Here is a 25,996-nt window from a genome sequence, read left to right as displayed (position 1 = left end):
TTATTTCAGAACCATCAGAGGCTTGCCAGTCATTTGCTCGGGGATTTGCATGCCCATCAGGCTCAGCATGGTGGGGGCCAGATCCGACAGCTTGCCGCCCGCCACCGGGGTGGCGTCGCGGCCGACGTAGATCAGCGGTACCGGCAGGTTGGTGTGGGCGGTGTGGATCTCGCCGGTCTCGGGGTTGACCATCTGCTCGGCGTTGCCGTGGTCGGCGGTGATCAGACATTCGCCCCCCACCTTCTCCAGGGCGGCGACCACCCGGCCGATGGAACGGTCGACCGCTTCGCAGGCCTTGACCGCCGCCTCGAACACCCCGGTGTGACCGACCATGTCGCCGTTGGGGTAGTTACAGATGATGACGTCGAACGCCCCGCTTTCGATGGCCTCGACCAGCTTGTCGGTGAGCTGCTCGGAGTTCATTTCCGGCTGCAGGTCGTAGGTGGCGACCTTGGGGCTCGGGATAAGCTCGCGCTGCTCGCCCGGAAAGCAGTCCTCGATGCCGCCGTTGAAGAAGAAGGTGACGTGGGCGTACTTCTCGGTTTCGGAAATGCGCAGCTGGGTCTTGTCGTGCTTGGCCAGCCACTCGCCCAGGGTATTGACCAGTTGCTCGGGCGGGTAGGCGCAGCTGGTGTGGATGTCGGCGGCGTACTCGGTGAGCATCACGAAGTCGCTTAAGCTCGGGCGGGCGTCGCGCTCGAAGCCGGTGAAGTCCTCATCCACAAAGGCGCGGGTGATTTCACGGGCGCGGTCGGCGCGGAAGTTCATGAAGATGACGGCGTCGCCGTCCTGCATGGCGACCGGCTCACCCACCACGGTGGCCTTGACGAATTCGTCGTTCTCTTCCCGGGCATAGGCGGCCTGCAGGGCGTCCACGCCGGAGGCATACTGGAACTCGGCCTTGCCCTGGGTCAGCAGGTCGTAGGCGCTCTGCACCCGATCCCAGCGGTTGTCGCGGTCCATGGCGAAGTAGCGGCCGACGAGGGAGGCCAGGCGGCCCTTGCCCAGTTCGGCGAAGAGGGCCTCGAAGCGCTCGATGGAGCCCTGGGCGGAGCGGGGAGCCACGTCGCGGCCGTCGAGGAAGGCATGTAAGTAAATTTCATCGGCCCCGCGCTCGGCGGCCAGTTTGATCATGGCCGCGATCTGGTCTTCGTGACTGTGCACGCCGCCCGGTGACAGCAGGCCCATGATGTGCACCGCCCGGCCCCTGGCCTTGGCACCGTCCACCGCCTGGGTCAGTACCGGGTTGGTGAAGAAGTCACCGTCGGCGATGGCCTTGTCGATACGGGTCAGGTCCTGGTAGACGATGCGGCCGGCGCCGATGTTGACGTGGCCCACTTCGGAGTTGCCCATCTGGCCGTCGGGCAGGCCGACGTCGTGGCCGGAGGTGGAGATCAGCACCGAGGGGCGGTTCTTCATCAGATCGTCCATCACCGGGGTGCGGGCGCTGTGGATGGCGTTGTGTTCGGTCTTTTCGCTGTAACCCCAGCCGTCGAGGATGATCAGAACCAGGGGCTTTTTGGTCGAGTTCATAGTGTAACCCTATGTTGTTATTTGAAAGTAGAAGTTAAGAAAGCTGAAACTGTCTGTCATATTACTACAATTGCTGATTTAGTCACCAGCCGCGGGCCAGGGGTATTTCCGATGGGCGGCGCAGGCCTCGCCTATCGATGGCCGCTATCGGGGCCGGGCTGCTGTTATTTGCCGATACCCCATGTATACTCGGGCTTTTCCGCATTTTGATCCGAAAGAAGTAACAGCATGCAAGAGTATCTCGATTTTGCCGCCAATCATCCCTTGCTGACCATGGCCTGGCTGGGCCTGGCGTCGGCGGTGGTGTACATGACCGTCGCCTCCAGGTTGAGCAAGGTGCAGGTGGTGGCTTCCCAGCAGGCGGTGCTGCTTATCAACAAGCAGGACGCCGCCGTGGTGGACGTCCGCTCCGCCGAGGAGTTCCGCAAGGGCCATATCGCCGGCGCCATCAACGTGCCAGCCAGCCAGCTCAAGGCCAACAACCTGAACCTGATCGAAAAGTTCAAGGACAAGCCCCTGGTGCTGGTGTGCGAAACCGGCATGACCACCGGCGGCGTCGGCCGTGTGCTGACCAAGGCCGGCTTCAAGCAGGTCTACGCCTTGCGCGGCGGCATGACCGACTGGCGCAGCCAGAACCTGCCGGTGACCAAGCGTTAATTTCTTCAAACTGCATACACTATAAGGACATCTTCAATGGCTGAAGCAGCAAACGGTGCCGCCAACCAGGCCCAGCAACAGGTTGAATTCCAGATCCAGCGCATCTATCTGAAGGATCTGTCCTTCGAGGCGCCGGGCACTCCCCTGGTGTTCCAGAAGGAGTGGAAGCCCGAGGTCAAGCTGGATCTGGACACCAAGAGCGCCCGCCTGGGCGACAACGTGTTTGAGGTGGTGTTGACCCTGACCGTCACCTGTAAGATGGGTGAAGCGGACACCGTCTACCTGTGCGAAATCCAGCAGGCCGGCGTCTTCACCATCGGCAACATGCCCGAGCCGCAACTGGCCCATTGCCTGGGTTCCTTCTGCCCCAATATCCTGTTCCCCTATGCCCGTGAAACCGTGGCCAGCCTGGTGAACAAGGGCTCCTTCCCGCAGCTGAACCTGGCGCCGGTGAACTTCGACGCCCTGTTTGCCGCCCATGTGCAGCGCGCCCAGCAGCAACAGCAGGCGGATGCCTGATGACCCAGGGTGCCGCCGCCATCTCGGTTCTGGGTGCCGGCTCCTACGGTACGGCGCTGGCCATCGCCCTGGCCCGTAACGGCCACCGCACCCTGCTGTGGGGCCACAGGCCCGAGCAGGTGGCGACCCTGGCCGCCGATCGCTGCAACAAGGTGTTCCTGCCCGATGCTCCCTTTCCCGCCAGCCTTGAGCCCGAGGCCAGCCTGGAGCGGGCGGTGCGGGCCAGCCGCGACCTGCTGATCGTGGTGCCGAGCCATGTGTTCGCGGACCTGCTCCGGCAGCTCAAGCCCTTCCTGCGGCCCGACAGCCGCATCGCCTGGGCCACCAAGGGCCTGGATCCGGCCAGCGGCAACCTGTTGCAGCAGGTGGCGCGGGAAATACTGGGCGAGCAGATCCCGCTGGCGGTGCTGTCCGGCCCCACCTTCGCCAAGGAGCTGGCCATGGGCCTGCCCACCGCCATCTCCCTCGGTTCCACCGACGCCGGCTTCGCCAGGGAACTGGCGGACCTGCTGCATTGCGGCCGCTCCTTCCGGGTCTATCTCAACGACGACATGGTGGGACTGCAGCTGGGCGGGGCGGTCAAGAACGTCATCGCCATCGGCGCCGGCCTGGCCGATGGCCTGGGCTTTGGCGCCAACGCCCGCACCGCGCTCATCACCCGCGGCCTGGTGGAGCTGCAGCGCCTGGGGGTGGCCCTGGGTGCCGAGCAGGAGACCTTTATGGGAATGGCGGGGCTGGGGGATCTGGTGCTCACCTGCACCGACAACCAGTCCCGCAACCGCCGCTTCGGCCTGGCCCTGGGCCAGGGCAAGAGCGTGGACACCGCCATGGCCGAGATCGGCCAGGTGGTGGAGGGCTACCGCAACGCCGCCGAGGTGCACCAGCTGGCCGCCCGCCACGGGGTGGAAATGCCCATCTGCGAGCAGGTCTACCAGGTGCTCTATGAAGGCAAGAACGCCAGGGAAGCGGCCCTGGCCCTGCTCGGCCGGGATCGCAAGGCGGAGTGACGCCGATTGGGCCGGTCTTGCCGGTATCATCAGGCCTTATCGACAAACAAAAGGGGAGCCATCGAGGCTCCCCTTTGTATTGATTGCGGTCGGCGGCTCAGTAGTAGGAGTGCTCGCCGCGCTGGTGTTCGGTGGCGTCGCGCACCCCGGTCAGCTCGCCCGGGAACAGCTCGAGCAGCTGCTTCTCGATGCCTTCCTTCAGGGTGACGTCGACCATGGAGCAGCCGTTGCAGCCGCCGCCGAACTGCAGTATGGCCAGGCCGTCGGGGGTGATCTCGGTCAGCACCACCTTGCCGCCGTGGCTGGCCAGCCCCGGGTTGATCTGGGACTGCAGCACGTATTCCACCCGATCCGCCAGAGGGGCGTCGTCCGGCACCTTGGCCATCTTGGCATTGGGCGCCTTCAGGGTGAGCTGGGAGCCCATCTGGTCGCTGACGAAGTCGATTTCGGCCGCGTCCAGGAAAGGCGCGCTTTGCTGATCAACGATGGCCTCGAAGCCCTCGAACGGCAGGTGCATATCGTCCGGATCCACGGCGTCGGGCGGGCAATAGGAAACACCGCACTCGGCATTGGGGGTGCCCGGGTTGACCACAAACACCCGGATATTGGTGCCTTCCGGCTGTTGCGACAGCAGTTTGCGGAAGTGGCCCTGGGCGGTCTCGGAAATCGTAATCATCGCTATCCTCGTAAACCTGACTAAACAACTCAACTTTTATCATACCCTTGTTGTTGTCGCTTGAATAGCCGTCAGTGCTCGAGAGTGCGGCACGGCGCCCACACTTCGACCCGCTCCACCCCGGCGGTGTGCAGCAGCCGGGTCAGCTCCGCCATGGTGGCGCCGGTGGTGATGACATCGTCGAGCAGTGCCACATGGCGATAGTTCATGGCACCGAGTGCGAAGGCGCCGCGCAGGTTGCGCCGGCGCTGGCGGCGATTGAGATGGGTCTGGGCGGCGGTGGCGCGCACCCGGCGCAGGACCCGGTTGTCGACGGGGATGGCGAGCCTGTCCGCCAGGCCGCGGGCGATTTCCCCCGCCTGGTTGTAGCCCCGGCGCAACTGGCGCCACCAGTGCAGGGGCACCGGCAGTATCGCCTCGGGCCAGGGCGGCTCCACCGCCTCGGCCAGCAACTGGCCCAGCAGGCGGCCGTTGAGGGCCCTGTGCTGATACTTGAGGTCGTGGACAAGGCGGGTGTAGGGCGGAACGAAATCGGCCAGCACCCGCAGCCGCTGCCAGGGCGGCGGCCGGCGCTGGCAGCGGCCGCAGTGGGCGTCCTCCACCGCCAGGGGAAAGGCACAGAGCGGGCAGGGGCGCTCCAGCCGGGGCAATTCATCACGGCACTGGCGGCAGATCAGGGGCTGTCCGGTGCAGTTCTGCCGGCACAGCAGGCACTGGCCCCACCAGAGCGGGCCGGATTGTAAGCGGGCGGTCAGACGTCTTATCATGGGGCGGTATCGATAACGGGTGTCTGCGATGAGTGTATATGTAGAACGACGGGGCCGGGGGCCGGATCTGGTGCTGCTGCACGGCTGGGGCATGAACGGCGCCGTTTGGCAGGGGCTGGCCGAGTTGCTGGAGGCCGATTTCCGGCTGCATCTGGTGGACCTGCCGGGGTTCGGCCACAGCCCGGCGCTGCCGGCCTCGGCGGGGCTGGACGACTGGGCTGGTGCCGTGCTCGGCGCCGCCCCGCCCCGGGCGGCCTGGCTGGGCTGGTCCCTGGGGGGGCTGATCGCCACCCATGCCGCCCTGCGCATGCCCGAGCGGGTCGGCGGCCTTATCACCCTCGCCAGTTCGCCCCGCTTCGTGGCCGGGGACGATTGGCCCGGCATCAAGGCCGGGGTGCTGGCGGAGTTCGAACGGCAACTGGCGGAGGATCACCTGCAGGTGGTAAACCGCTTCCTGGCCCTGCAGGCCATGGGCAGCGAGCACGCCCGGGACGACATCCGCCGCCTGCGCGACAGCCTGGGGCAAAAGCCGACGCCCGACGCCGGCGCCCTGGCCGCCGGCCTGGCACTGCTGGGCGAGGTGGATCTGCGGCCGCGGCTGGCCGAGCTGCGGGTGCCGCTGCTGCGGCTCTACGGTCGGCTCGACGGCCTGGTGCCGAGAAAGGCCGCCGCCCTGGTGGACGAGCTGGCGCCGAACAGTCTGAGCCATATCGAGCCCAGGGCCTCCCATGCGCCCTTTATCTCCCATCCCGACGCCACCGCCGAGCGGATCCGCCGCTTCCTGCACGAACTCGCCTGATCCCGGCCGTTGCCGGGCTCCTTGGCCGGGCGGAATCGGGGCGGGGAGGCCATAATAAGGAGGCGATCAACGGCGACGGAGGTGAATGATGGCATTACCGGTGATTTTGCCCAACCTGGCCCCCAACTGGGCCCAGCCCACCACGGAAGCGGCCCAGGCCGACAACGTGCGCCGCCCGGTGATCCCGGTGATCAAGGCGGTGCAGCCCTATGTGGCCATCCGCAAGCGGGACCAGGACAGGGACCGCAGCCGGCGGGAGGCGGCGTTCGAAGCCTGGCTGGGCCTGCACCAGGGCGGTGTCTGCTGGATTGGCGCCAGTCCCGTCATGAGCCGTCGGCTCCACGCGATCAGCCGGCGTTACCACGACCGGCACGAAAGCGCCGGCAGTGCCCTGGATATCGAAGTCTGATCCCCGGAGGTCTCCGCCATGGCCAGTTACCCCGTTTTTCTCAAACGCAACCAGCAGGTCGCCGATCGGACCCTGGCGTTCTATTTCGACAAGCCCGAGGGCTTCGCCTTTCGGGCCGGGCAGTGCATCCGGCTGGTGCTGATCGATCCACCGGAAACCGACGGGGAGGGCAACGGCCGCATCCTGTCCCTGGCGTCGGCGCCCGCCGAGGCGGAGCTGATGGTGGCCACCCGGATCCGCGGCAGCGCCTTCAAGCGGGTGCTGAGCGGTTTGGCTCCCGGTGCCGAACTGACCCTGAAAGGCCCCTACGGTGACTTCGTGTTGCCGGCCGATCCCCGCACGCCCGTGGTGTTTATTACCGGTGGCATCGGTATCACCCCGGTGCGCAGCATGCTGCTGCAGGCCCTGGCGGAGCAGGAGGAACGGCGCCTGGTGCTGTTCTATGCCAACCGCCAGCCGCAGGACGCCCCCTTCCTCGAGGAGCTGCAACAGGCCTGCGCGGGCGACGCCCGTTGCACCCTGGTGGCGACCATGACCCGGGCGGAGCCCGCGGCAACCGGCTGGCAGGGCGAGCAGGGCCATGTGGACGAGGCCATGCTGGCGCGCTACCTGGATGAGGTGCAGGCGCCGCTCTATTTTGTGGACGGCCCGCCGGCCCTGGTGGCGGCGATGAAAGCCATGCTGGGCCGGCTCGGGGTAGCCGAAGAGCGGGTGCGCACCGAGGAATTCGCCGGTTATTAGCGGCCCGGGCCGCGAAAATCCGCCGCGAAGTGCCAGGAAAATAGATCTGCCGCTTCTCTGTGTGTAAAATTCGCGCTCTTCCGATGAGCAATTGAGACGATCCCATGGGCAGAGCCTATCAAAACCGCAAGGAATCCATCGCCAAAACGGCGAACGCCAAGAGCAAGGTCTACAGCAAATACGGCCGCGAGATCTACGTTACCGCCAAGTCAGGTGGAGCAGACCCTGACGGCAACCTGTCCCTGCGCGGCCTGATCGAGCGCGCCAAGAAAGACCAGGTGCCGGCTCACGTTATCGAAAAAGCGCTGGAAAAGGCCAAGGGCGGCGCCGGCGAGGATTTTTCTCCCGCCCGTTACGAAGGCTTCGGCCCGGGCAACTGCATGGTGATTGTGGACTGCCTGACCGACAACCCCAACAGGACCATCGGCGATGTGCGCCAGTGCTTCAACCGGGTCAAGGCCAAGCTGGGCACCTCCGGCACCGTCAGTCACATGTTCGATCACTGTGCCATCCTGGCCTTTGCGGGCGACGATGAGGAAGCCGTGCTGGAGGCCCTGATGGCGGCCGACGTGGACGTGACCGATATCGAGAACGAAGACGGCCGCATCACCGTGTTCGCGCCCCATACCGAGTACTTCAAGGCCAAGCAGGCGCTGACCGAGGCCTTCGAGGGTATCGACTTCGAGGTGGATGCCATCCAGTTCGTGCCCCAGACCACGACCCCGGTCAGCGGCGACGACGTGGCCCAGCTCGAGAAATTCCTCGACATGCTCAACGACGTGGACGACGTACAGAACGTCTACCACAACGCCGAGTACTGATCTGGCAAGGGGGGCCGATATGGCCCCTTCGTCGACAGACCCTCCCCATGGAGGGTTTTTTTACATTCCCCGGCCGTACCGGAACCATAAATCGCTAACGATCTTCACCCTATTGGTGCACCAAAACATCGCATCCTTTCCTTCTTCTGGCCCGCCTGGCGCAGCGCCGGGCCACTGTCTTTGCCCAGGTAATCGACAAAAGCTTTTTATATTCAATGGATTATGCTTTATCTGATGATCTTTTTGCCATTAATGGCACGATAGTTGCCTTTATTTTTTACGATTAAAATTTATTTCGTAAACATGTTTACAGGATGTTAAATGTTGATCTAGTATTAAATCGTTAACAATAAAACAGCATTTATGTGAACGAGGAGTTAGCCGTGAGGATCAAGATCATCAACCCCAACACCACCCAGTCGTTTACCGATGCCTTGCAGCGGCTGGCCGATGCGGTGGCCCGGCCCGATACCGAGATCCTGGCGGTCAGCCCCGCCAGCGGACCGGCATCTATTGAAAGTTTTTATGACGAGGCCCTGGCGGTGCCCGGCGTACTGGAAGAGATCGCCAAGGGCGACCGGGAACAGGATATCGACGCCTATGTGCTGGCTTGTTTCGGTGACCCCGGCCTCTACGCCGCCCGGGAGCTGACCGACAAGCCGGTGCTGGGCATCGCCGAGGCGGCCTTCCACCTGGCGGCCATGGCCAGCGCCTGCTTCAGCGTGGTGACCACGGCCCCCCGGGTCCGTTTTATGACCGAGCACCTGGTCAGCCGTTACGGCTTCGGCGAACAGTGCAAGAAGGTACGCACCACCCCCATCCAGGTGCTGGATCTGGCCCGCTCGCCGGAGGCCGCCATCGCCAAGGTGATCGCCGAGTGCCTGCGGGCGCGGGAGGAGGACAAGGCCGAGGCCATCGTGCTGGGCTGCGCCGGCATGTCCCAGTATCGCGCCCAGATCGAGCAGGAAATCGGCATTCCGGTGATCGATGGTACCGTCGCCGCGGTCAAACTCTGTGAGGCCATGGTGGACATGAAACTGGGAACCAGCAAGGTGCTGACCTTCAACTGGCCCCGACCCGAGCTGGCCAACCCCGGGCGCAGCCTGAAAATCGCCTGATCCGGGGGCGGCCAACAGCGGCGGTCGGGGACACCCGGTTGCCGGAACAGGATGCACGGCCCAAGACGCGGCCGGCAGAGGAAAAGGGGGGTGGCAACACCGCCCCAGTGATGGAATACCGAGGACAAACCAATGGCAATCCAACAAGTGAACAGCGAAACCGCGATTCCCATGGCCCAGGTCGGCGCCCAGCCGGTCACCGCTGGGGAGGTGCACGAGAAGAAGGCGGGCGATGAATCCCTGGCCCCCCAGAAACACCGCATCATGGGCCGGGTCTCCTACCTGCTGGCCTGGTTCGGCGGTTGCGTATCGATCGGCACCTTTACCATGGGTTCCAGCATAGTGGGCACCCTCAACCTGCTGCAGGCAACCGTGGCCATCGCCATCGGCTGCTTCGTGATCGGCATTGCCCTGGCCCTGAATGGCGCCGCCGGTTACAAATACGGCATTCCCTTCATGGTGCAGGCGCGCGGCGCCTTCGGCTTTGCCGGCACCCGCTTTCCGGGGCTGGTGCGGGCGGTGCCGGCCATCGTCTGGTACGGTTTCCAAAGCTGGATCGGTGCCGGCGCCCTGAACGCGGTGTCGGCCACCCTGTTCGGCTTCGACAACCTGGTGCTCTACTTCATCCTGTTCCAGTTCCTGCAGATAGGCCTGTCCATCTTCGGCTTCAAGGGCATCAAGTGGCTGGAGAACGTGGGCAGCGGCTTTATCCTGCTGGCGCTGGTGTACATGTTCTACAGCGTGATCAACCGCTACGGCGACGAGATCACCACCAACCTGGTGAATGTGGAAGGGACCTGGGGCCTGCCGTTCTGGGGGGCGACCATGCTGTTCCTCGGCATCTACAGCACCATGATGCTCAATGTCAGCGACTATTCCCGTGAGCTGAAGGAAGGCACCAAGCCGGGCCTGCTCACCACCATCTACGCCATGTCCATCCTGCCCTGCACCCTGTTCATGGGGCTGATCGGGCTGATGGTGTCCGGTGCCACCGGGGTGTCCGACCCCATCCAGGTCTTCGCCAGCGCCGTCGACAACACCCCGCTGCTGGTGATTACCCTGCTGTTCATCGCCTTCGCCCAGGTCACCACCAACGTGCTCAACAACGTGGTGCCGCCCACCTATATCCTGATGGACGTGTTCAAGCTGAAGTTCCGCACCTCCACCATACTGGTGGGCCTGCTGGCCTTCTGCACCTTCCCCTGGGAACTGGTGAAGGACGAATCCTCCGCCGGCCTGCAGCTGTTCGTGCAGACCTACTCCGCCTTCCTCGGTCCCATCTTCGCGGTAATGGTGGTGGACTACTTCATCCTGCGTCGCCGCAAGCTCGACCTGGACAAGCTCTATGACGAGAACGGGCCCTACCGTGGCGTCAACTACGGCGCGGTGATCGCCGCCCTGGCCGGTGCCGCCGTGGCCCTGACCTTCTCTTCCGTGTCCTGGTACGCCAGCCTGCTGCCCGCCGGCATCATCTACTACCTGCTGATGCAGCACTGGCAGCCCTGCCAGCGGTTCCGCCAGTAATCAATCCGGGGGCCGGGACTGGCCCCCGCTCCGACCTTCACATGAGGAATACCGATATGGACGATCGTCAGCTTGAGGTAAGGGGGCGGGATCCCCTGCTGTACAATGAGGATCTGGCCCCCATCAAGCACAAGGACCGCAGTTGGGGCTGGTTTGAAATCTTCAACGTCTGGTCGAACGACATCCAGAGCCTGTTCGGCTACACCCTGGCCGCCTCCCTGTTCCTGGCCTACGGCCTGAACGGCTGGGCGGTGATGGCCGCCATCATCCTGGCCGGCTTTATCGTCATGGTGCTGGTCAACCTGACCGGCAAGCCCAGCGTCAAGTACGGTATTCCCTTCCCGGTGATGATCCGCTCCAGCATGGGGGTGCGCGGCGCCAACTTTCCGGCCCTGCTGCGGGCCATCATCGGCATCTTCTGGTACGGGGTGCAGACCTACTTCGCCTCCACCGCCGTGACCCTGCTGCTCACCGCGCTCTGGGGCGTGGGCAACGGCAGCAGCTTCCTCGGATTGTCCGGCACCGCCTGGCTGTCGTTCCTGATCGTCTGGCTGTTCCAGATCCTGCTGTTCTGGCAGGGCATCGACAAGATCAAGACCTTCCTCAACTGGGCCGGCCCCCTGGTCTATGTGGTGATGCTGGCGTTGATGGTGATCGTCTGGATCCAGGCCGGTGACCAGCTGATCCCGGCGGTGGGCACCATCTTCAGCGGCGGCGGCAGCTATGAGGGCGGCAGCATCGCGGCCTTTACCGCCATCGTCGGCACCATGGTGGCCTATTTCGCCGCCGTGGTGATCAACTTCGGCGACTTCACCCGTTTCGTGCGCAGCGAACGGGAGATGAAGATCGGCAATCTGGTGGGGCTGCCGCTCAACGTGGCCTTCTTCTCCTTTATCGCGCTGATCATCACCGCCGGCACCATGGTGCTGTTCGGCGAGGCGCTGACCAACCCGGCCGATATCGTGGAGCGGGTGGATTCCCTGCCCCTGACCATAGTGGCGGCGCTGACCTTCTTCGCCGCCACCGTCGGCATCAACCTGGTGGCGAACTTCATTCCGCCGGCCTATGACCTGGCCAACCTGTTCCCCAAGATGATCAGCTTCCGCATCGGCGGCCTCATCACCGCCATCGTCGCCTTCTTCGTGGGCGCGCTCTGGGTCTCGGTGATCAGCCAAATCGGCATCCCCGGCTTCGTCAATGCCCTGGGCGCCATCGTGGCTCCCTTCTACGGCATCATAGTGGTGGACTACTACCTGGTGAAAAAGCAGAGGCTGGACATGGAGCAGCTGTTCTCCACCGATCCCAAGGGTGCCTACTACTACCAGAACGGCTGGAACGCCAAGGCGCTGATGGCCTTCGGCCTGGCGGCCCTGTTCTCCATCTCCACCGTGCTGGTGCCGGCGCTGGCCGATCTCAACGGTTATGGCTGGCTGATCGGTGCCGCCCTGGGCGGGCTCTTCTACCGGTTGTTGATGCGTAGCTCGGTGCCCCAGGCCAGGACCAAGGCCAGCAAGGCCGGCTGAAAAACCCACTGAACGAAGAAGGGGCCCGGGCCCCTTCTTTCCTTAACAAAATATTCCATTTATTGTTGACAATATAAGCCCTGTGCTAATCTGTGCGCGTTATCCGTTCCACCAACAGAGTGATCGCGCCCCTGGTGGCCGAATCAAGACGGCAGGAATCAAGAGCACCTCACCAGGGGGCCTGCCATGCATCCAAGGTAGCGCCATGCAGAATAAAACCAACGATCTCGACAGCGTCTATCAACGCATCTGGGAGGCCATCGTCGCCCACAAGCTGTTGCCGGGCACCCGCCTGAAAGAAGAAGATCTAAGCGAAACATTTGGACTCAGCCGGGGCTTTGTGCGCAAGCTGCTGCTGCAGCTGTCCCACCACAAGCTGGTCCACCTGGTGCCCAACAGCGGCGCCTTCGTGGCCGAGCCCTCGCCGGAAGAGGCGCGGGAAATCTTCCAGGCCCGCCGGCTGATCGAGGCCGAGCTGGTGCGGGAGCTGGCGAGCAAGTGCACGGCCCGGGAAAAGCAGCTGCTGCAGGAGCACGTGGAGCGGGAGCACCAGGCCTTCGCCCAGGGGCAGCAGAGCCTGCGCATCCGGCTGTCCGGCGAGTTTCACCTGCTGATCGGCAAGCTGGCCAACAAGCCGGTGCTGACCTCCTTCCTGCACGAGATCATCCCCCGTTCTTCCCTGATCATCGCCCTCTACCAGGGTCCCGGGCCGCTCAAGGGCAAGGCGCGCCATTCCGGCCTGTCCTGCAGCGAGCACACCGGCCTGCTGGCCGCCATCGCCGCCCACGAGGTGGACAAGGCGGTGCAGCTGATGATCGACCACCTCAACGAAATCGAAGCCCAGCTGCAGCTGGAGCCGACCCACGACGAAGACGTCAACCTCAAGGAAATTTTCGCCGACCTCTGAGTACCCATAGGACGGCCATCTGCCCCATGCCCTGCCCCAAAAAGGGTAGTGGGGCCTCTTTTGGGGGCAGAGCCCGCCCCGCCAGCCTGTTCAGATGTACTCTTTCCCGCCGCCGGGTCCGCCCGGTTAGTGACTGATCTTCCACCACTTATTTTCTCCACCACGGCCATCGGCCGCGGTGGCGGCAGCTTTGGCACTATCGTTGCAGTTATCACCTCGCCTGAATCGAAAGTTTCAGGCTTGCCCGATACATGGACCCCACAGAGGTGAGTAATGGAACTCGTTAAATTGCATAGCTTGAAACAGATGATGGTTCACGGCCTGGCGGCCCTCGGCCTGCTGGCGGCGGCCAGCACCGCCCAGGCCAGCCAGTTGGCGGACATCGAACAACGCGGGGTGCTGCGGGTGGCGGTGCCCCAGGACTTTCCGCCCTTCGGCTCGGTCGGCCCGGATCTCAAGCCCAGGGGCTACGACGTGGACATGGCCGCCTACCTGGCGGAGGAGATGGGCCTCAAACTGGAGCTGATCCCGGTGACCAGCGCCAACCGCATCCCCTACCTGCAGACCGGCAAGGCCGATCTGGTGATCTCCAGCCTGGGCAAGAACGAGGAGCGGGAGCGGGCCATCGACTTCACCGAGGCCTACGCTCCCTTCTTCCTCGGCGTGTTCGGCAACGGCGAACTGCCGGTGGCGGCGGCCGCGGATCTGGACGGCCGGGTGGTCGGGGTGACCCGGGGCGCGGTGGAGGACATGGAGCTGGAGAAGGTGCTGCCCGCCTCGGCCAGGCTCCAGCGCTTCGAGGATAACAACACCACCATCTCCGCCTATCTGTCCGGCCAGGTACAGCTGATCGCCACCGGCAACCTGGTGGCCGCCGAGATCGCCGAACGCCACGCGGACAAGGCGCCGGTCGCCAAGTTCATGCTGAAGGACTCTCCCTGCTATATCGGCCTGAAAAAGGGGGAAACCGAGCTGCGCGACAAGGTCAACACGCTGATCGCCCAGGCCCTGGCCGACGGCACCCTGGAGCGTATTTCCCAAACCTGGCTGAAAGCCCCGCTGCCGGCCGGCTTCGGCAGCTGAGAGACGCGCCATGCTGAACTTTAACGAGCTGTGGCCCTACCAGGAGCTGATCCTCCAGGGCTTGTGGGTCACGGTGGAACTGACTTGCTACGCCACGCTGGGAGGCGTGGCCATCGGCACCGCCTGCGCCGCCGCCCGCCATTACGGCGGCCGGCCCCTGCGGGCGCTGGTGGGGGCTTATGTGGAGCTTATCCGCAACACGCCCTTTATCGTCCAGCTGTTCTTCGTCTTCTTCGGGCTGCCCAGCCTCGGGATCAAGCTCGGCGCTTGGGAGGCGGGCCTGCTGGCCATGCTGATCAACCTGGGTGCCTACAGCGCCGAGATCATCCGCGCCGGCCTGGCGGCCACCCCCAGGGGGCAGATAGAGGCGGCCCGGGTGCTGGGGCTCAGCCCCCGGCAGAGCTTCTTCCGGGTGGTGCTGATCCCGGCGTTCGAGAAGATTTATCCGGCGCTGACCAGCCAGTGCATCATCGTCATGCTGGGCTCGGCGGTGGTGTCGCAGATTTCGGTGGCCGACCTGACCTACGCCGCCAACCTGATCCAGTCCCGCAACTTCCGCAGCTTCGAGGCCTACCTGGTGGCGGCGGCGTGTTACCTGGGGCTGGCGATACTGATGCGGCAGCTGTTCGCGCTGCTGGGTCACCGCCTGTTCCGCCATCGGAGGGCCACGGCATGATGGAGTTCACCAACTGGGATATCTTCCGCAACCTGCTGCTGGCGGCGCGCTGGACGGTGGCATTGTCGCTGGTCGCCTTCGCCGGCGGCGCCCTGGTCGGGCTGCTGCTCACCGCCCTGCGCCTGACCGGGCGCCGGCCGCTGCAGTGGCTGGTGCGGATTTACGTGGAGCTGTTCCAGGGCACGCCGCTGCTGATGCAGCTGTTCCTGGCCTTCTTCGGCCTGGCCATGCTGGGGCTGGACATCTCCGCCTGGGCCGCCGCCGCCCTGGCGCTGACCCTGTTCACCAGCGCCTTTCTCACCGAGATCTGGCGCGGCTGCATCGACACCCTGCCCAGGGGCCAGTGGGAAGCCGCCCGCTGCCTGGGACTCGGTTTCGGCCAGACCCTGAGCCGGGTGATCCTGCCCCAGGCGGTGCGGGTGGCGCTGGCGCCCACCGTCGGCTTTTCGGTGCAGGTGGTCAAGGGCACCGCCCTGGCCTCGATCATCGGCTTCGTGGAGCTGACCAAGGCCGGCACCATGCTCAACAACGCCACCTTCGAGCCGTTCAAGGTGTTCGCCCTGGTGGCGTTGCTCTACTTCGCGCTCTGCTATCCGCTGTCCCTGGCCAGCCAGTACCTGGAGAAAAAATTCAATGGCACTCGTTAATATCGAACAAGTTCACAAGTACTACGGGGAGCTGCACGTGCTCAAGGGCATCGATCTCAGGGTCAAGGCGGGCGAGGTGGTGTCCATCATCGGCCGCAGCGGCTCCGGCAAGAGCACCCTGCTGCGTTGCATCAACGGCCTGGAAGACTACCAGCAGGGCGGCATCGTGGTCGACGGCAAGGAAGTGACCAGCGACGAGGTGCAGGTGCGCCGGCTGGCGCGCAGCGTGGGCATGGTGTTCCAGAGCTTCAACCTGTTTCCGCACCTGACGGTGGGGGAGAACCTGATGCTGGCACCCCGGCTGGTGCTGAAGCAGGCCAGGGAGGAGGCGCGGGAGCTGGCGCTGGAGATGCTCGGCAAGGTCGGCCTGGCCGACAAGTTCGACCAGTACCCGGACCGCCTGTCCGGCGGCCAGCAGCAGCGGGTGGCCATCGCCCGCGCCCTGGCCATGTCGCCCAAGGTGCTGCTGTGCGACGAGATCACCTCGGCGCTCGACCCCGAACTGGTGGGGGAGGTGCTCAAGGTGCTGGAGGAACTGGCGGCGGAGGGCATCACCCTGATCCTGGTGACCCACGAGATGAACTTCGCCCGGGACGTGGGCGACCGGGTGGTGTTCATGCACCAGGGCAAGGTGTGGGAAAGCGGCCCGGCCGAGGAGCTGTTCGCCCGGCCCCGGACCGCCGAGTTGCAGAGCTTTATCAATGCGGTACTGTAGCGGAACCCTTGTCGATCAGGACAGACCCGCATGAGCCAGCTTGGCGAACAGATCCGCGCACAGTTTTCGCAACTCGGCCCCCAGGAGCGGCGGGTGGCCAGCTTTATCCTCGACCATATGGACGATCTGGCCACCTACAACTCGGTGGAACTCAGCCGCTGCTGCGGGGTGTCCAAGTCCACCGTCAGCCGGCTGTTCCGCCGCCTCGGCTACGACAGCTTCCGGGAGATGCGCGATGAAAACCGCCGCCTGCGCCAGTCCGGGGTGCCGATACCGGCGGCGCTCGGCGACGGACCGGCGGGCCTTATCGAGCGCCAGCTCAAGTGCGAGCAGGACAAGATTGCCCAGTTGCTGACCCTGCTCGGCAACGGCAGCCTCGATGGCCTGATAGGCGGCCTGGCCGGGGCGCGGCGGGTGGGCATCATCGGCTTTCGCAACAGCTACCCGGTGGCCCTGCACCTGCGCCAGCAACTGGTGCAGGTGCGCGCCGGGGTGCAGTTGCTGCCCCAGCCGGGCCAGACCCTGGCGGAGGAGCTGGTCGATTACGGCGTCGACGACCTGATCATCCTGGTGGCCTTTCATCGCCGGCCGGCGCTGTTTCCCAAGCTGCTGGCCAGCCTGCGCCGGAGCGGGGTGCCGCTGGCGCTGATGGTGGAGACCCAGGCCGAACTGCCCGACGCCCCGGACTGGCTGCTGGAGCTGCCGCTCGATTCGGTGTCCGCCTTCGACAGCTACAGCGCCGCCATGTGCACCGTCAGCCTGATCTGCAACCTGCTGCTGCACCGGCAACTGGCGCAGGGGCGGGAGCGCATCGGTCGCATCAACGAACTCTACCGGCAGACGGAGGAGCTGGAGCTCAACCGGCTGTGGCAGTTTTCCAGCGGGGGCTGATCAGGCCTCGCCCTCGAAGGTGCGATCGCAGGCGCCGATCAGCCGCTCCGCCAGCAGCCGGCTGTGGGCCGAGAGCTGGGCCTGGGCGTGCAGGGTCAGCTCCAGGTCCGGCACCGGCGGCAGGCCGTCGCGCTGGTCGAGGATGCGGTGGCGTTCGGTAACCAGGCGGCGGGGCAGCAGCGAGATGCCGAGACCGGCTTCCACCGCGCAGCACACCCCGGACAGGCTGGTGCTCACATAGGCCAGCCGCCAGCTGCGGCCCAGGCTGTCGAAGGTGTGGGCCATCTCGCTGCGGTAGAGGCCGCCGATGGGAAAGGTGACCAGGGGAATGGGGTGGTTGTCCAGATTGTTGCCGTCCAGGCTGTCGATCCAGCACAGCGGCTCGGGCCAGCTGGCCAGGCCGGGGGCGCTGCCCTGGCGCTGCTTGACCAGGGCCAGGTCCAGGTCGCTGCGCTGGAACTCGCGCCAGATGTCGCTGCACAGGCCGCTCTTCACCTCCAGGCGGATGCCCGGGTATTCGCTGGCGAAGGCCGACAGGGTGGGCATGATGGCGTGGGTGGCGAAGTCTTCCGGCACCCCCAGGCGGATCTTCTGCTGCTCGGCGCTCAGGCTGGTCTGGGCCAGCGCCTCGTTCATCAGCTGCAGGATGCGGCGGGCGTAGCTCAGCACCCGCTCTCCCTCCAGGGTGGCGGTGACGTAGCGCCCCTTGCGGTGCAGCAGCTCGCAGCCGAGCAGGGATTCGAGCTTGCGCACCTGCTGGCTGACGGTGGACTGGGTGAGGTGGGTGCTGTCGGCGGCGCGGGTAAAGCTGCCGGTGTCGACCACGGCGACAAAGCTGCGCAGCAGCACGGGATCCAGGGTGGTGTTCAGGTTCATGCCTTCCATCCAGTGGCAAAGCCACTAGTTGCCATTCGGTTATTTAATTTATAAATCAAACGGCCTTGCTCTACAATCAGGGGTGTTCAGCATTTAAACAGCAGCCTCGTCAAGACCACTGCTGATCCGTTGGCGCAGACCAACCACTTTGCATAAATAAAGGACAGATGTCATGGCCCGTAATTCTTATTATGCCCCCACCGGCGGTCTGCCGCCCCAGACACAGCTGATCAACGATCGCGCCGTCTTCACCGAAGCCTACGCCATCATTCCCAAGGGCGTGATGAGCGACATCGTGACCAGCTTCCTGCCGTTCTGGGACAACACCCGGCTGTGGGTCATCGCCCGGCCGATGAGCGGCTTCGCCGAGACCTTCTCCCACTACATCATGGAAGTCTCCCCCCAGGGCGGCAGCGACAAGCCCGAGCTGGACTCCGGCGCCGAAGGCGTGCTGTTCGTGGTGGAAGGGGAAATGACCCTGACCCTGGAAGGCAAAGTGCACCAGATGCAGACCGGCGGCTACGCCTTCCTGCCGCCCGGCACCAACTGGAGCCTGAAGAACAACGGCGACGCGCCGGTGCGCTTCCACTGGATCCGCAAGGCCTACGAATACGTGGACGGCATCGAAGTGCCGGAAGCCTTCGTCACCAACGAGAACGACATTGCACCGACCCCGATGCCGGACACCAACGACGCCTGGGCCACCACCCGCTTCGTGGACTCCGCCGACATGCGCTACGACATGCAGGTCAACATCGTGACCTTCCAGCCCGGCGGCGTCATCCCCTTCGACGAAACCCACGTCATGGAGCACGGCCTCTATGTGCTGGAAGGCAAGGCGGTGTACCACCTGAACCAGGACTGGGTGGAAGTGGAAGCCGGCGACTACATGTGGCTGCGCGCCTTCTGCCCGCAGGCCTGCTACGCCAGCGGCCCGACCCGCTTCCGCTACCTGCTGTACAAGGACATCAACCGCCATATGGTGCTGAACGCCTCGCCCGCCTACCGCGGCAACCGCAAGTAAGCGATATCGGTTAAACAAAGGGCGGCCTCCGGGCCGCCCTTTTTGCGTATGGCCGCGAGGGGAAAATCGTAAGGCGTGAGGGGGAAGAGTCGGTATTCTGCAACGGCTCACCCCTCACCCCTCACCCCTCACCCCCTAACACAGCAGCAGCCGGTGCAGTTCGTGCAGCGAACTCACCTGGTAGTGGGGGCTGATGCCCTCTGGCGCGGGCTTGCCGGCGGGGTTCAGCCAGCAGGTGTGCAGGCCGGCGTTGAGGCCGCCGAGAATGTCGGAGTGGGGGTTGTCGCCCACCATCAGCACCTGCTCCCTGGGGGGCTGGCCCATCAGCTCCAGGGCGTGTTCGAAAATGCCCGGATCCGGCTTGGCCAGGCCCACCTGCTCGGAGATCACCAGGGGGGAGAAGGCGTCCCTGAAGCCGGTGCGCTCCAGCCGTACCTGCTGCAGCTCGGTAAAGCCGTTGGTGATAATGCCGAGTTGTGCCTGGCCGGTCAGGGCGTCGATCAGCTCCCTGGCGCCGGGCAGGGGAGCGCAGATATCCGCCATGGCGGTGAGAAAGGCGCTGTTCAGCTCGCGGGGGCTGACCTCCAGCCGCTCCGCCCAGCCGGCGAAGCGCCGGTGCTGCAATTGCTCGGCGGTGATGTGGCCGTCCTGGTAGTCCACCCACAGCGGCTGGTTGAGGGTCTGGTAGTGGGCAAAGTCCTGCTCGCCGAAGTCGACCCCGAAGCCGGCGAACATGCGCCTGAGCCCCTGGTAGGCGTCGAAGTGGAAAAGGGTGTCGTCGGCGTCGAACAGTATCCATTTATATTGCATTTGTTATCTTCTCCAGCGTCTTTCGCGCTTTTGTGGGGGCTTTCTGCAAGAACGTGAGAATTGTATGCTTTTTGGCCGAGAAAGCACAGGATAGCCTTTCAAGACTCGAACATGTCCTGTCATGCGGGCGCTTCCTTTCCCCCTCGTGCGGGCTGGCCTAAGATAGGAGCCCGGCCCCGCTCAGGAAAACCCAAGGTGCAACTCAACTACAACCTGCTGCCCACCCTCAGGGTGCTGCTCGATACCCGCAACCTCAGCCTGGCGGCCGAGCGGCTGCACCTGAGCCAGCCCTCGGTGAGCAAGCAGCTGGCCCAGCTGCGCCGGGACTTCAACGACGAGCTGCTGGTGCGCGAGGGCCAGCGCTGGCTGCTCACGCCCCGGGCCGAACAGCTGGCCCGGGAGCTGGCCGACGCGCTCGGCGGCCTGGAGCGGCTCTACGCGACGCCCGGCTTCGAGCCGGCCCGCTGCGAGCGGGTGTTCCGCCTGGCCTCGTCCGACTATGTGGCCCAGTACATCTTGCCGGACATCTGCGCCGAGCTGGCCCGCCAGGCGCCGGGGGCGGCGCTGGAGTACGAGCTGTGGGACAAGCGCCAGCTGCCGCTGCTGTGGGAGTCGCCGCTCGATCTGGTGTCCACCATCACCGAACAGGTGCCGGAGCTGATCCGCGGCCTGCGCCAGGGGGAAGACGGCCTGGTGGTGCTGATGGGCCGGCAGCACCCGCTGGCGGGGCGGTTGCTCGGCTTGGACGACTACCTGGCCTGGCCCCATCTGCAGGTGAGCGGCGGCGGCGACAAGGACAGCCCGGTGGAGCGGGTGCTGGCGCCCCTGGGGCTGGCCCGGCGCTGGTTTGCCCGGGTGCCCTTCTTCCAGGCGGCGGTGGAGGTGCTGTGCCGCACCCACTGCCTGCTGACCACCCCGGCCCATATCGCCTGGCAGCTGTCCCAGGCCCATCCCCTGGCCTATACCGCCCTGCCGTTCGCCACCCAGAGCCAGCAATACCACCTGATGTGGCACCAGCGCCACCACCAGGATCCGGCCCACCGCTGGTTCCGGGAGCTGTGCTTCCCCTTCCTGCGGGATCACCTGCAGCGTACGGTGCGGGAGAGTCGCACCAAGCTATAGCCTGTGGTTATGAAATCTATTCCTAACTTTCATTATGGGCATGGTTAGGGCGGTATTAAGCTGAGACCCAGAACCCCGGTGACAAGAGAGGAAGAGCATGGAACTGACCAGTTGGCTGGCCTTGGCGGCGATTTGCGTGATGGGGGCCATCAGCCCCGGGCCCAGCCTGGCCCTGGTGATCCGCAACACGGTGCGGGGCGGCCAGGGGCACGGGGTGGCCACCGCCCTGGGCCACGGCCTGGGGGTGGGGCTCTACGCCCTGATCACCGCCCTGGGACTGGCGCTGCTGATCACCAAAACCCCGCTGCTGTTCGACCTCATCCGCTACGGCGGCGCCGCCTTTCTCGCCTGGCTGGGGCTGAAGGCGCTGCTGGCCCGGCCCGGCGATGAAGGGGGCCGGCAGGGCAGCCATCCGGTGCGCGGCCGGCGGGGCGCCTTCGAGGGCTTTATGGTGGCCTTTCTCAATCCGCAGCTGGCCATCTTCTTCCTGGCCCTGTTCAGCCAGTTCGTGCGCGCCGACACCGGCTGGCAGCAGGGCGGCATCATGATGCTCACCGCCGGCGGCATCGACGCCCTCTGGTACGTGCTGGTGGCCCTGGCGCTGTCGCGCGGGCCCGTGCTGGTGTGGCTCCAGGCCAAGTCGCGGATGATCGACAAGTTCAGCGGCCTGGTGCTGCTGGGGCTGGCACTGAAGGTGGTGTTCTGATGGAAGCCCATACCCTGCTGATGTTCGTGATCGCCACCCTGTCGCTCAACCTGATCCCGGGGCCGGACGTCGTCTATGTGGTGTCCAGCACCATGCGCGGCCGGCTGCGCACCGGGCTCAAGGCCGCCCTGGGCCTGGGCCTGGGCTACCTGGTGCACACCGCCGCCGCCGTGCTGGGGCTGTCGGCGCTGATTTTGAGCTCCGCCTTCCTGTTCGGCCTGGTGAAGTACCTGGGCGCCTGCTACCTGCTCTACCTCGGTGCCATGGCGCTGCGCAACAGCTGGCGCGGCACCTCGCCCCTGCGGCCGCAGGCCGGCGCCGCGCCGGCGCGGGGGGTGTTCCGCCAGGGGGTGGTGGTGAGCGTGCTCAACCCCAAGGTGGCCATCTTCTTTTTGTCCTTCCTGCCCCAGTTCGTGAGCGTCAACTCGGCCAATCCCGCCGCCGAGCTGGTGCTGCTCGGCCTGCTGTTCAGCCTGCTGGCGACCCTGAGCAACAGCCTCTACGCCTGCCTGGGCGGCCTGGTGTTCGGCAACCCCGCCAGCGCCCGTTACACCCGGGCGCTGGAGGGCGGCTCCGGGGTGCTGCTGCTGGGCCTGGGCGCGCGCATCGCCCTGAGCCGGGGCTGACCGGCTGTAGGCGGCTCAGCGCCGCTGGTAGAACACCTTGCCCACCCGCCGGATATGGTCCAGCAGGGCGGGATTCTCTATCTCCCGGTAGGCGCTGAGGTCGAACTGCCAGGGCAGCAGCAGATCGTCCAGCCGGTTGCACAGGTTATCCAGCAGCCGCTGGTCGATATCCTCGCCCACCAGGGTCAGGTCGATATCGGAGCCGGGGCGCTCCCGGCCCATGGCGCGGGAGCCGTACAGGATGGCGCGCTCTATCTGCGGGAAGCCCGCCAGCACCGATCTGATGCGCCCTATGGCCTCATGGCCGAGTCCGTACGAAGCCTCAGTCATCCATCAGCCCCGAGAGCCGACTCCTGAGCTGCTGGAACAGCGGGAGGTACTGGGTGCAGACCGCCTCGACAATGGCTTCGGCGGTCGCCTTGTTGTAGGTATGGGAAGTGCGGTTGCGGCTGGCGATCATCGCCATCCACAGTTCACCTTGTTCGATCAGGCCGACTTCAAAGGCTTTGCGGGTCGCATCGCGGGAGCCGAAGATGTCCTGGGTGCCCTGGTAACGCAGAAAGTCCTTCAGGCAGTTCCAGGCCAGCTCGTGGGTGTATTCAAAGGCCTGGATCAGCCCCTGCTTCTCCAGGTCCGACAGGGGACGGGTAGTGCCGAGCGTGACGGCATCGGTGAGCTGTTGCAAGGCCAGCTGGTAGTTCTGGAAGCGCTGTTGCCAGCGGATATCCTCGGACATGGAATCCCCGCGATCAGGTGAAGGTGGTGGGGCTACTTTACCTCTTTACGGCCATGGGCGGAAACCGCCATCGGCCTCGGCGGCATCTGTGCCTCGATGCGGATAAACTTCAGCAAAAGGGCTGTTATTTCATGGAGTGCAGGCCGACCACATTGCCTTCGGTATCTTCCACCAGGGCGATAAAGCCGTGGGGGCCGATGGCGAACTTGTCGCGCACCAGGCGTCCGCCGTTGGCCGCCGCCCGGGCGGCCTCCACGGCGCAGTCGTCGCAGCCGAAATACACCAGGGTGCCGTTGCCGCCGGGGGCGCAGCCCTCCATACGCGCCAGGGTGCCGCAGGCCCCGGCGCCCTCCGGCTGGCCCGGAAAGGCCCACATCTCCAGGTTGGTGCCGTCGTCGACGGTGGGGTCGGCCAGCGGCTCCAGCCGCACCGCCAGCATGGCTTCGTAGAAGGCTCTGGCCCGGGGCATGTCCGCCACATAGATCTCGAACCAGACGACCGGATTCATGTTCATCACCCTGCTCCTTGTTGTGGTCAAGCGTTATGGTCAAGGCCTTAACTATAGCCGGCTCTAGAGCGCCATATGGTTTGAAAATCAAGCTGTCAGGCGTGTGCTATCCCAGCCACTCTCATCGGCAGCAAACGACGTTTGCAGATTGACACCTGACTGATGGAGCGCAGGCGGCCCGCCTGCTTTCCCGCGTAGCGGGAACCTTCGGACTGGCTAACTACACCACAAGTTTAGAGAGGTTCGAGGCAGAACAGGCATTGCGGGTTGGGCTGTGCCTTCGCCTACCTCGGTGCCCCCTCATGCGGGCGGGCCGCCCGCGCCCCAAAAAACATCATGCTGCTCAACTTTTAAACTGATCGGTGCTCCGGCCGGGATGGCGCCCGGGCTCAGTCTTCCTCCACCTGGCCGCGCAGTATGGCCTCGAGACTGACCTTGGGGCAGACCGCGTCGTTGATGTAGTCGATCAGGTTGCGCGCCGCCCGGCGGATGTATTTTTCCGTGCCGGCATCGAGGCAGTGGCCTTCGGCATCGAACACCTGCTGCACATTGGCCACCGACACCGCCAGGGGCAGGGGCACCGCCCCGATATGGGCGCAGATGGCGCGCAGCTGCTCGGTGGACTTGATGGCGCCGATGGTGCCCGCCGCCACCCCCAGCAGGGAGACGGGCTTGCCGGCCAGCTTGCTGGGAAAGCCCAGGTTGTCGATGGCCAGCTTCATGGGGCTGCTGATGCCGCCATGGTATTCCGGCGAGGCCAGCAGCACCCCGGTGGCCGAGGCCACCGTTTCCTGGAACTGGGCGATGGCGTCCGGGTTTTTTGCCGGCAAGCCCGGCAGGGGCAGCTCCAGGCCGTCCAGCCGCAGGGGGATCAGCTCCACCCCGGGCATCTTCCTGAATTCGTCATGGACCAGTTCCAGCGCCATGGCGGTGTAGTTGCCGGGGCGTACGCTGCCGCAGAGGGTCACTATCTTGATGGACATGGCTGTGTTCTCCTGTGGGTAAGGCAATTGGGCTTCTCCGGGCCCGGGGCTGGATACGAGTATAGAAAGGAGAGCGGCCGGGCGCCTGCCCGGTGGTCGCGGGCCGGGCCGGAATGGCGGCCCGGTTGTCCGGCGGCTCAGGAGGGAATCAGCAGCACCGGGTTGGTGGCGTGCCGGCAGATGCCTTCGGCGGTGCTGCCGAGGGGCAGCTCGGCGATGGGGTTGGTGCCGCGCTTGCCGAGGATGATCAGGGGCGTTCTGACGTTGCTGGCGGCTTCGCAGATCTCCTCCACCGGATCGCCGACCACGGTGCGGACGTCCAGGTTGGGATTATCGGTGGCAAAGCTCTCACCGGCCTGCACTTCCTCGAAGGCCACCTGGTGTTCGGGGCTGCGCACTATCATCACCATGCCCTGGCGATCGGTACCCACCAGCTCGGTGAAGCAGGCCCTGGCCCTGGCCGAGGCCGGCGAGTTGTCGGTGGCCAGCAGCAGGGGGGCGTCGTCCGCCACGGCCCCCAGATCCGAAGGCACTATCAGCAGCGGCAACTTGCAGAGGCGTGCCAGGTTCAGTGCCACGTTGCCCATAAAGAATTCCCGGCTGCGGGAATGGCTGCGGTTGGCCACCACTATCAGGTCGGCCTGTTTCCTTTTGGCACAGTCGAGGATGGAGGACACCGCAAAGCCCGAGACGAACTGGGTATGCACCGTTATCGCCAGCTCACGGCTCATGTCCGCCGCCACCTGCTCCAGGTGGAGCTTGCGATTGGTGCGATCGTTGGCGTCCTTATGGGCCCGGCGGTGGGGTTCGTCCGCGTGCACCAGGGTCAGCTCCCGGATATCGAACAGGGCCACCATCTGCCGAAGCCGGGACTGCACCCTGTCCCAGCCCGCCGAAAAATCAATACCTGCAACGCAATGCCTGAACATAAGGCGCCTCCTGGCGTTGGATCCAACCAGACATGAACTGTCACCTCACTCAAGGATAGCCCAGGCCCCGGGGAGCCGCCTTCGATCCCGATCCTGTTCTGGCCCCGGGCCTTATTCGAGGCGGCTCGCCCGGCGAATGTGCAACAGCTCTATGCGAAGGCCGACCATGCCGCTGGTCGGGCTGTCCTCCCGCAGCCGGGCCAGGGCTTCTATCGCCAGGCCGTCCTGCTCGAAGGCGGGAGGCAGATTGACGGGATGGTAGTGGGTGCCGCGCACATCGCGGATCACATAGAGGCCCCCTTCCAGGTTGAGGTAGCGGATGGTGCCGCTGATATAGAGGCTGGGTTCGCCCGGGGCCAGTTCGAACCAGCGGGGAATATTGGCGTGCACGGCGGTGGTCAGCATCAGGAGCAGGCCGAGCAGTCGGACACGCCAGCGATGGCAGTAAGGGCATGGCATACAAGGCTCCTGTCGGGCGCCATATGATTCTCTATATCGCCTGCAAGGTAATGGTTTATCCCCGTGCTCCTTGCCATGGCTCAGGGTTAACTATAGTCAGCATCCCCCGGATCTACGGCATGTCGTTGATCCGGCAAAAGCGGCCGGGCTGACGGATACTGATAGCAATGGCGCATCGCCGGCCGGGATGGCGCCTCTCTCGTT

The 25,996-nt window shown here is 65.0% G+C and carries 31 protein-coding genes; 20 read left to right on the top strand and 11 right to left on the bottom strand.

Annotation, left to right across the window (positions count from 1 at the left end):
- Window positions 1-1,533, bottom strand: a complete 1,533-nt coding sequence (gene gpmM / locus AN401_RS18510; protein WP_094041344.1) for a 2,3-bisphosphoglycerate-independent phosphoglycerate mutase — start codon at window positions 1,531-1,533, stop codon at window positions 1-3.
- A 228-nt stretch (window positions 1,534-1,761) separates the two neighbouring features.
- Here gpmM and AN401_RS18505 point away from each other — a divergent pair, with 228 nt between their 5' ends.
- From AN401_RS18505 to gpsA, 3 genes are read left to right on the top strand one after another with little or no spacing between them, the layout of a single operon-like run.
- Entirely contained in the window at window positions 1,762-2,190 is a 429-nt protein-coding gene (locus AN401_RS18505; protein ID WP_096780153.1) for a rhodanese-like domain-containing protein, read from the top strand.
- Window positions 2,191-2,226: 36 nt separating this feature from the next.
- Window positions 2,227-2,709, top strand: a complete 483-nt coding sequence (gene secB / locus AN401_RS18500; RefSeq protein WP_094041348.1) for a protein-export chaperone SecB — start codon at window positions 2,227-2,229, stop codon at window positions 2,707-2,709.
- The gene (gene gpsA, locus AN401_RS18495; RefSeq protein ID WP_096780152.1) at window positions 2,709-3,716 is read left to right on the top strand and encodes an NAD(P)H-dependent glycerol-3-phosphate dehydrogenase; all 1,008 of its coding nucleotides are present in this window, start codon (window positions 2,709-2,711) and stop codon (window positions 3,714-3,716) included. Before secB ends, gpsA begins: the two co-directional genes overlap by 1 nt.
- Before the next feature lie 97 nt (window positions 3,717-3,813).
- Here the strand turns inward: gpsA and nfuA are convergent, their stop codons facing one another.
- Complete coding sequence (gene nfuA / locus AN401_RS18490) at window positions 3,814-4,392, bottom strand: Fe-S biogenesis protein NfuA (RefSeq protein WP_096780151.1); 579 nt, start codon at window positions 4,390-4,392, stop codon at window positions 3,814-3,816.
- 71 nt (window positions 4,393-4,463) lie between these two features.
- Window positions 4,464-5,159 (bottom strand): ComF family protein, encoded by a 696-nt coding sequence (locus AN401_RS18485; RefSeq protein WP_096780150.1) that lies wholly within the window; start codon window positions 5,157-5,159, stop codon window positions 4,464-4,466.
- 28 nt (window positions 5,160-5,187) lie between these two features.
- Between AN401_RS18485 and bioH the strand changes: the two genes are divergently transcribed.
- From bioH to AN401_RS18420, 13 genes are all read left to right on the top strand, one after another.
- Complete coding sequence (bioH, locus tag AN401_RS18480) at window positions 5,188-5,958, top strand: pimeloyl-ACP methyl ester esterase BioH (protein ID WP_096780149.1); 771 nt, start codon at window positions 5,188-5,190, stop codon at window positions 5,956-5,958.
- 85 nt (window positions 5,959-6,043) lie between these two features.
- Window positions 6,044-6,367 (top strand): hypothetical protein, encoded by a 324-nt coding sequence (locus AN401_RS18475; RefSeq protein WP_232513347.1) that lies wholly within the window; start codon window positions 6,044-6,046, stop codon window positions 6,365-6,367.
- Between the two features lie 18 nt (window positions 6,368-6,385).
- On the top strand, window positions 6,386-7,108 hold the full coding sequence (locus tag AN401_RS18470) for a ferredoxin--NADP reductase (protein ID WP_096780148.1): 723 nt from the start codon (window positions 6,386-6,388) through the stop codon (window positions 7,106-7,108).
- A gap of 104 nt (window positions 7,109-7,212) precedes the next feature.
- Window positions 7,213-7,929: a YebC/PmpR family DNA-binding transcriptional regulator gene (locus tag AN401_RS18465; protein WP_094040337.1), complete on the top strand. Its 717-nt coding sequence runs from the start codon at window positions 7,213-7,215 to the stop codon at window positions 7,927-7,929.
- A gap of 383 nt (window positions 7,930-8,312) precedes the next feature.
- On the top strand, window positions 8,313-9,047 hold the full coding sequence (locus AN401_RS18460; protein ID WP_094040338.1) for an aspartate/glutamate racemase family protein: 735 nt from the start codon (window positions 8,313-8,315) through the stop codon (window positions 9,045-9,047).
- A 132-nt stretch (window positions 9,048-9,179) separates the two neighbouring features.
- Entirely contained in the window at window positions 9,180-10,571 is a 1,392-nt protein-coding gene (locus AN401_RS18455; RefSeq protein ID WP_096780147.1) for an NCS1 family transporter, read from the top strand.
- 56 nt (window positions 10,572-10,627) lie between these two features.
- Window positions 10,628-12,094 carry an NCS1 family nucleobase:cation symporter-1 gene (locus AN401_RS18450; RefSeq protein ID WP_094040340.1) on the top strand — a complete coding sequence of 489 codons (1,467 nt, stop codon included), beginning with the start codon at window positions 10,628-10,630 and terminating at the stop codon, window positions 12,092-12,094.
- Window positions 12,095-12,299: 205 nt separating this feature from the next.
- Window positions 12,300-13,001, top strand: coding sequence for a GntR family transcriptional regulator (locus AN401_RS18445; protein ID WP_094040341.1), 702 nt, complete (start codon window positions 12,300-12,302; stop codon window positions 12,999-13,001).
- 288 nt (window positions 13,002-13,289) lie between these two features.
- Window positions 13,290-14,084 carry a transporter substrate-binding domain-containing protein gene (locus AN401_RS18440; protein WP_198401771.1) on the top strand — a complete coding sequence of 265 codons (795 nt, stop codon included), beginning with the start codon at window positions 13,290-13,292 and terminating at the stop codon, window positions 14,082-14,084.
- A 10-nt stretch (window positions 14,085-14,094) separates the two neighbouring features.
- Window positions 14,095-14,760 (top strand): amino acid ABC transporter permease, encoded by a 666-nt coding sequence (locus AN401_RS18435; protein WP_096780145.1) that lies wholly within the window; start codon window positions 14,095-14,097, stop codon window positions 14,758-14,760.
- A complete protein-coding gene (locus tag AN401_RS18430) occupies window positions 14,757-15,407 on the top strand; it encodes an amino acid ABC transporter permease (protein WP_096780144.1) in 651 nt (216 codons plus the stop codon). The genes AN401_RS18435 and AN401_RS18430 overlap by 4 nt, the downstream gene beginning before the upstream one ends.
- Entirely contained in the window at window positions 15,394-16,122 is a 729-nt protein-coding gene (locus AN401_RS18425) for an amino acid ABC transporter ATP-binding protein (protein ID WP_096780143.1), read from the top strand. The genes AN401_RS18430 and AN401_RS18425 overlap by 14 nt, the downstream gene beginning before the upstream one ends.
- Window positions 16,123-16,152: 30 nt before the next feature.
- Window positions 16,153-17,013 (top strand): MurR/RpiR family transcriptional regulator, encoded by an 861-nt coding sequence (locus AN401_RS18420; protein ID WP_096780142.1) that lies wholly within the window; start codon window positions 16,153-16,155, stop codon window positions 17,011-17,013.
- On the opposite strand, the gene AN401_RS18415 is transcribed toward AN401_RS18420, so the two are convergent.
- The gene (locus AN401_RS18415; RefSeq protein ID WP_096780141.1) at window positions 17,014-17,889 is read right to left on the bottom strand and encodes a LysR substrate-binding domain-containing protein; all 876 of its coding nucleotides are present in this window, start codon (window positions 17,887-17,889) and stop codon (window positions 17,014-17,016) included.
- A gap of 172 nt (window positions 17,890-18,061) precedes the next feature.
- Here AN401_RS18415 and AN401_RS18410 point away from each other — a divergent pair, with 172 nt between their 5' ends.
- Complete coding sequence (locus AN401_RS18410) at window positions 18,062-18,913, top strand: bifunctional allantoicase/(S)-ureidoglycine aminohydrolase (protein ID WP_096780140.1); 852 nt, start codon at window positions 18,062-18,064, stop codon at window positions 18,911-18,913.
- A 135-nt stretch (window positions 18,914-19,048) separates the two neighbouring features.
- Here AN401_RS18410 and yjjG read toward each other — a convergent pair whose 3' ends face one another.
- Complete coding sequence (gene yjjG / locus AN401_RS18405) at window positions 19,049-19,723, bottom strand: pyrimidine 5'-nucleotidase (RefSeq protein ID WP_096780139.1); 675 nt, start codon at window positions 19,721-19,723, stop codon at window positions 19,049-19,051.
- A 195-nt stretch (window positions 19,724-19,918) separates the two neighbouring features.
- Between yjjG and AN401_RS18400 the strand changes: the two genes are divergently transcribed.
- From AN401_RS18400 to AN401_RS18390, 3 genes are all read left to right on the top strand, one after another.
- Complete coding sequence (locus AN401_RS18400; RefSeq protein WP_232513346.1) at window positions 19,919-20,845, top strand: LysR family transcriptional regulator; 927 nt, start codon at window positions 19,919-19,921, stop codon at window positions 20,843-20,845.
- A 97-nt stretch (window positions 20,846-20,942) separates the two neighbouring features.
- Entirely contained in the window at window positions 20,943-21,551 is a 609-nt protein-coding gene (locus AN401_RS18395) for a LysE family translocator (protein ID WP_096780137.1), read from the top strand.
- Complete coding sequence (locus tag AN401_RS18390) at window positions 21,551-22,177, top strand: LysE family translocator (RefSeq protein ID WP_096780136.1); 627 nt, start codon at window positions 21,551-21,553, stop codon at window positions 22,175-22,177. The genes AN401_RS18395 and AN401_RS18390 overlap by 1 nt, the downstream gene beginning before the upstream one ends.
- Window positions 22,178-22,192: 15 nt before the next feature.
- On the opposite strand, the gene AN401_RS18385 is transcribed toward AN401_RS18390, so the two are convergent.
- The 6 genes from AN401_RS18385 to AN401_RS18360 all read right to left on the bottom strand — a co-directional run bounded on the left by AN401_RS18385 (window position 22,193) and on the right by AN401_RS18360 (window position 25,792).
- Window positions 22,193-22,507 (bottom strand): nucleotidyltransferase domain-containing protein, encoded by a 315-nt coding sequence (locus tag AN401_RS18385; RefSeq protein ID WP_094040353.1) that lies wholly within the window; start codon window positions 22,505-22,507, stop codon window positions 22,193-22,195.
- Window positions 22,500-22,913: a nucleotidyltransferase substrate binding protein gene (locus tag AN401_RS18380; RefSeq protein WP_096780135.1), complete on the bottom strand. Its 414-nt coding sequence runs from the start codon at window positions 22,911-22,913 to the stop codon at window positions 22,500-22,502. Before AN401_RS18380 ends, AN401_RS18385 begins: the two co-directional genes overlap by 8 nt.
- A gap of 124 nt (window positions 22,914-23,037) precedes the next feature.
- Window positions 23,038-23,427 (bottom strand): VOC family protein, encoded by a 390-nt coding sequence (locus AN401_RS18375; RefSeq protein ID WP_094040355.1) that lies wholly within the window; start codon window positions 23,425-23,427, stop codon window positions 23,038-23,040.
- Window positions 23,428-23,810: 383 nt separating this feature from the next.
- Window positions 23,811-24,404, bottom strand: coding sequence for an NADPH-dependent FMN reductase (locus AN401_RS18370; protein ID WP_094040356.1), 594 nt, complete (start codon window positions 24,402-24,404; stop codon window positions 23,811-23,813).
- A gap of 137 nt (window positions 24,405-24,541) precedes the next feature.
- Entirely contained in the window at window positions 24,542-25,333 is a 792-nt protein-coding gene (locus tag AN401_RS18365; RefSeq protein ID WP_094040357.1) for a universal stress protein, read from the bottom strand.
- A 111-nt stretch (window positions 25,334-25,444) separates the two neighbouring features.
- Window positions 25,445-25,792, bottom strand: a complete 348-nt coding sequence (locus tag AN401_RS18360; RefSeq protein ID WP_094040358.1) for a hypothetical protein — start codon at window positions 25,790-25,792, stop codon at window positions 25,445-25,447.
- Window positions 25,793-25,996 lie beyond the last annotated feature (204 nt).

The sequence above is a fragment of the Zobellella denitrificans genome (assembly GCF_002407485.1).
GTDB lineage: Bacteria > Pseudomonadota > Gammaproteobacteria > Enterobacterales > Aeromonadaceae > Oceanimonas > Oceanimonas denitrificans.
Note: the sequence above shows the minus strand (reverse complement) of the source record. Positions and strands in the feature narration are given on the sequence as shown.

What these genes read in the sequence shown, in the direction of transcription:
- AN401_RS18375 (WP_094040355.1), bottom strand. Translation starts at nt 23,427, where the DNA reads ATGAACATGAATCCGGTCGTCTGGTTCGAGATCTATGTGGCGGACATG.
- AN401_RS18390 (WP_096780136.1), top strand. Translation starts at nt 21,551, where the DNA reads ATGGAAGCCCATACCCTGCTGATGTTCGTGATCGCCACCCTGTCGCTC.
- secB (WP_094041348.1), top strand. Translation starts at nt 2,227, where the DNA reads ATGGCTGAAGCAGCAAACGGTGCCGCCAACCAGGCCCAGCAACAGGTT.
- AN401_RS18415 (WP_096780141.1), bottom strand. Translation starts at nt 17,889, where the DNA reads ATGAACCTGAACACCACCCTGGATCCCGTGCTGCTGCGCAGCTTTGTC.
- AN401_RS18435 (WP_096780145.1), top strand. Translation starts at nt 14,095, where the DNA reads ATGCTGAACTTTAACGAGCTGTGGCCCTACCAGGAGCTGATCCTCCAG.
- AN401_RS18380 (WP_096780135.1), bottom strand. Translation starts at nt 22,913, where the DNA reads ATGTCCGAGGATATCCGCTGGCAACAGCGCTTCCAGAACTACCAGCTG.
- AN401_RS18505 (WP_096780153.1), top strand. Translation starts at nt 1,762, where the DNA reads ATGCAAGAGTATCTCGATTTTGCCGCCAATCATCCCTTGCTGACCATG.
- AN401_RS18465 (WP_094040337.1), top strand. Translation starts at nt 7,213, where the DNA reads ATGGGCAGAGCCTATCAAAACCGCAAGGAATCCATCGCCAAAACGGCG.
- AN401_RS18445 (WP_094040341.1), top strand. Translation starts at nt 12,300, where the DNA reads ATGCAGAATAAAACCAACGATCTCGACAGCGTCTATCAACGCATCTGG.
- AN401_RS18360 (WP_094040358.1), bottom strand. Translation starts at nt 25,792, where the DNA reads ATGCCATGCCCTTACTGCCATCGCTGGCGTGTCCGACTGCTCGGCCTG.
- AN401_RS18425 (WP_096780143.1), top strand. Translation starts at nt 15,394, where the DNA reads ATGGCACTCGTTAATATCGAACAAGTTCACAAGTACTACGGGGAGCTG.
- AN401_RS18485 (WP_096780150.1), bottom strand. Translation starts at nt 5,159, where the DNA reads ATGATAAGACGTCTGACCGCCCGCTTACAATCCGGCCCGCTCTGGTGG.
- AN401_RS18385 (WP_094040353.1), bottom strand. Translation starts at nt 22,507, where the DNA reads ATGACTGAGGCTTCGTACGGACTCGGCCATGAGGCCATAGGGCGCATC.
- gpsA (WP_096780152.1), top strand. Translation starts at nt 2,709, where the DNA reads ATGACCCAGGGTGCCGCCGCCATCTCGGTTCTGGGTGCCGGCTCCTAC.
- AN401_RS18420 (WP_096780142.1), top strand. Translation starts at nt 16,153, where the DNA reads ATGAGCCAGCTTGGCGAACAGATCCGCGCACAGTTTTCGCAACTCGGC.
- bioH (WP_096780149.1), top strand. Translation starts at nt 5,188, where the DNA reads ATGAGTGTATATGTAGAACGACGGGGCCGGGGGCCGGATCTGGTGCTG.
- yjjG (WP_096780139.1), bottom strand. Translation starts at nt 19,723, where the DNA reads ATGCAATATAAATGGATACTGTTCGACGCCGACGACACCCTTTTCCAC.
- AN401_RS18450 (WP_094040340.1), top strand. Translation starts at nt 10,628, where the DNA reads ATGGACGATCGTCAGCTTGAGGTAAGGGGGCGGGATCCCCTGCTGTAC.
- gpmM (WP_094041344.1), bottom strand. Translation starts at nt 1,533, where the DNA reads ATGAACTCGACCAAAAAGCCCCTGGTTCTGATCATCCTCGACGGCTGG.
- AN401_RS18455 (WP_096780147.1), top strand. Translation starts at nt 9,180, where the DNA reads ATGGCAATCCAACAAGTGAACAGCGAAACCGCGATTCCCATGGCCCAG.
- AN401_RS18475 (WP_232513347.1), top strand. Translation starts at nt 6,044, where the DNA reads ATGATGGCATTACCGGTGATTTTGCCCAACCTGGCCCCCAACTGGGCC.
- AN401_RS18470 (WP_096780148.1), top strand. Translation starts at nt 6,386, where the DNA reads ATGGCCAGTTACCCCGTTTTTCTCAAACGCAACCAGCAGGTCGCCGAT.
- AN401_RS18395 (WP_096780137.1), top strand. Translation starts at nt 20,943, where the DNA reads ATGGAACTGACCAGTTGGCTGGCCTTGGCGGCGATTTGCGTGATGGGG.
- AN401_RS18410 (WP_096780140.1), top strand. Translation starts at nt 18,062, where the DNA reads ATGGCCCGTAATTCTTATTATGCCCCCACCGGCGGTCTGCCGCCCCAG.
- AN401_RS18430 (WP_096780144.1), top strand. Translation starts at nt 14,757, where the DNA reads ATGATGGAGTTCACCAACTGGGATATCTTCCGCAACCTGCTGCTGGCG.
- nfuA (WP_096780151.1), bottom strand. Translation starts at nt 4,392, where the DNA reads ATGATTACGATTTCCGAGACCGCCCAGGGCCACTTCCGCAAACTGCTG.
- AN401_RS18365 (WP_094040357.1), bottom strand. Translation starts at nt 25,333, where the DNA reads ATGTTCAGGCATTGCGTTGCAGGTATTGATTTTTCGGCGGGCTGGGAC.
- AN401_RS18370 (WP_094040356.1), bottom strand. Translation starts at nt 24,404, where the DNA reads ATGTCCATCAAGATAGTGACCCTCTGCGGCAGCGTACGCCCCGGCAAC.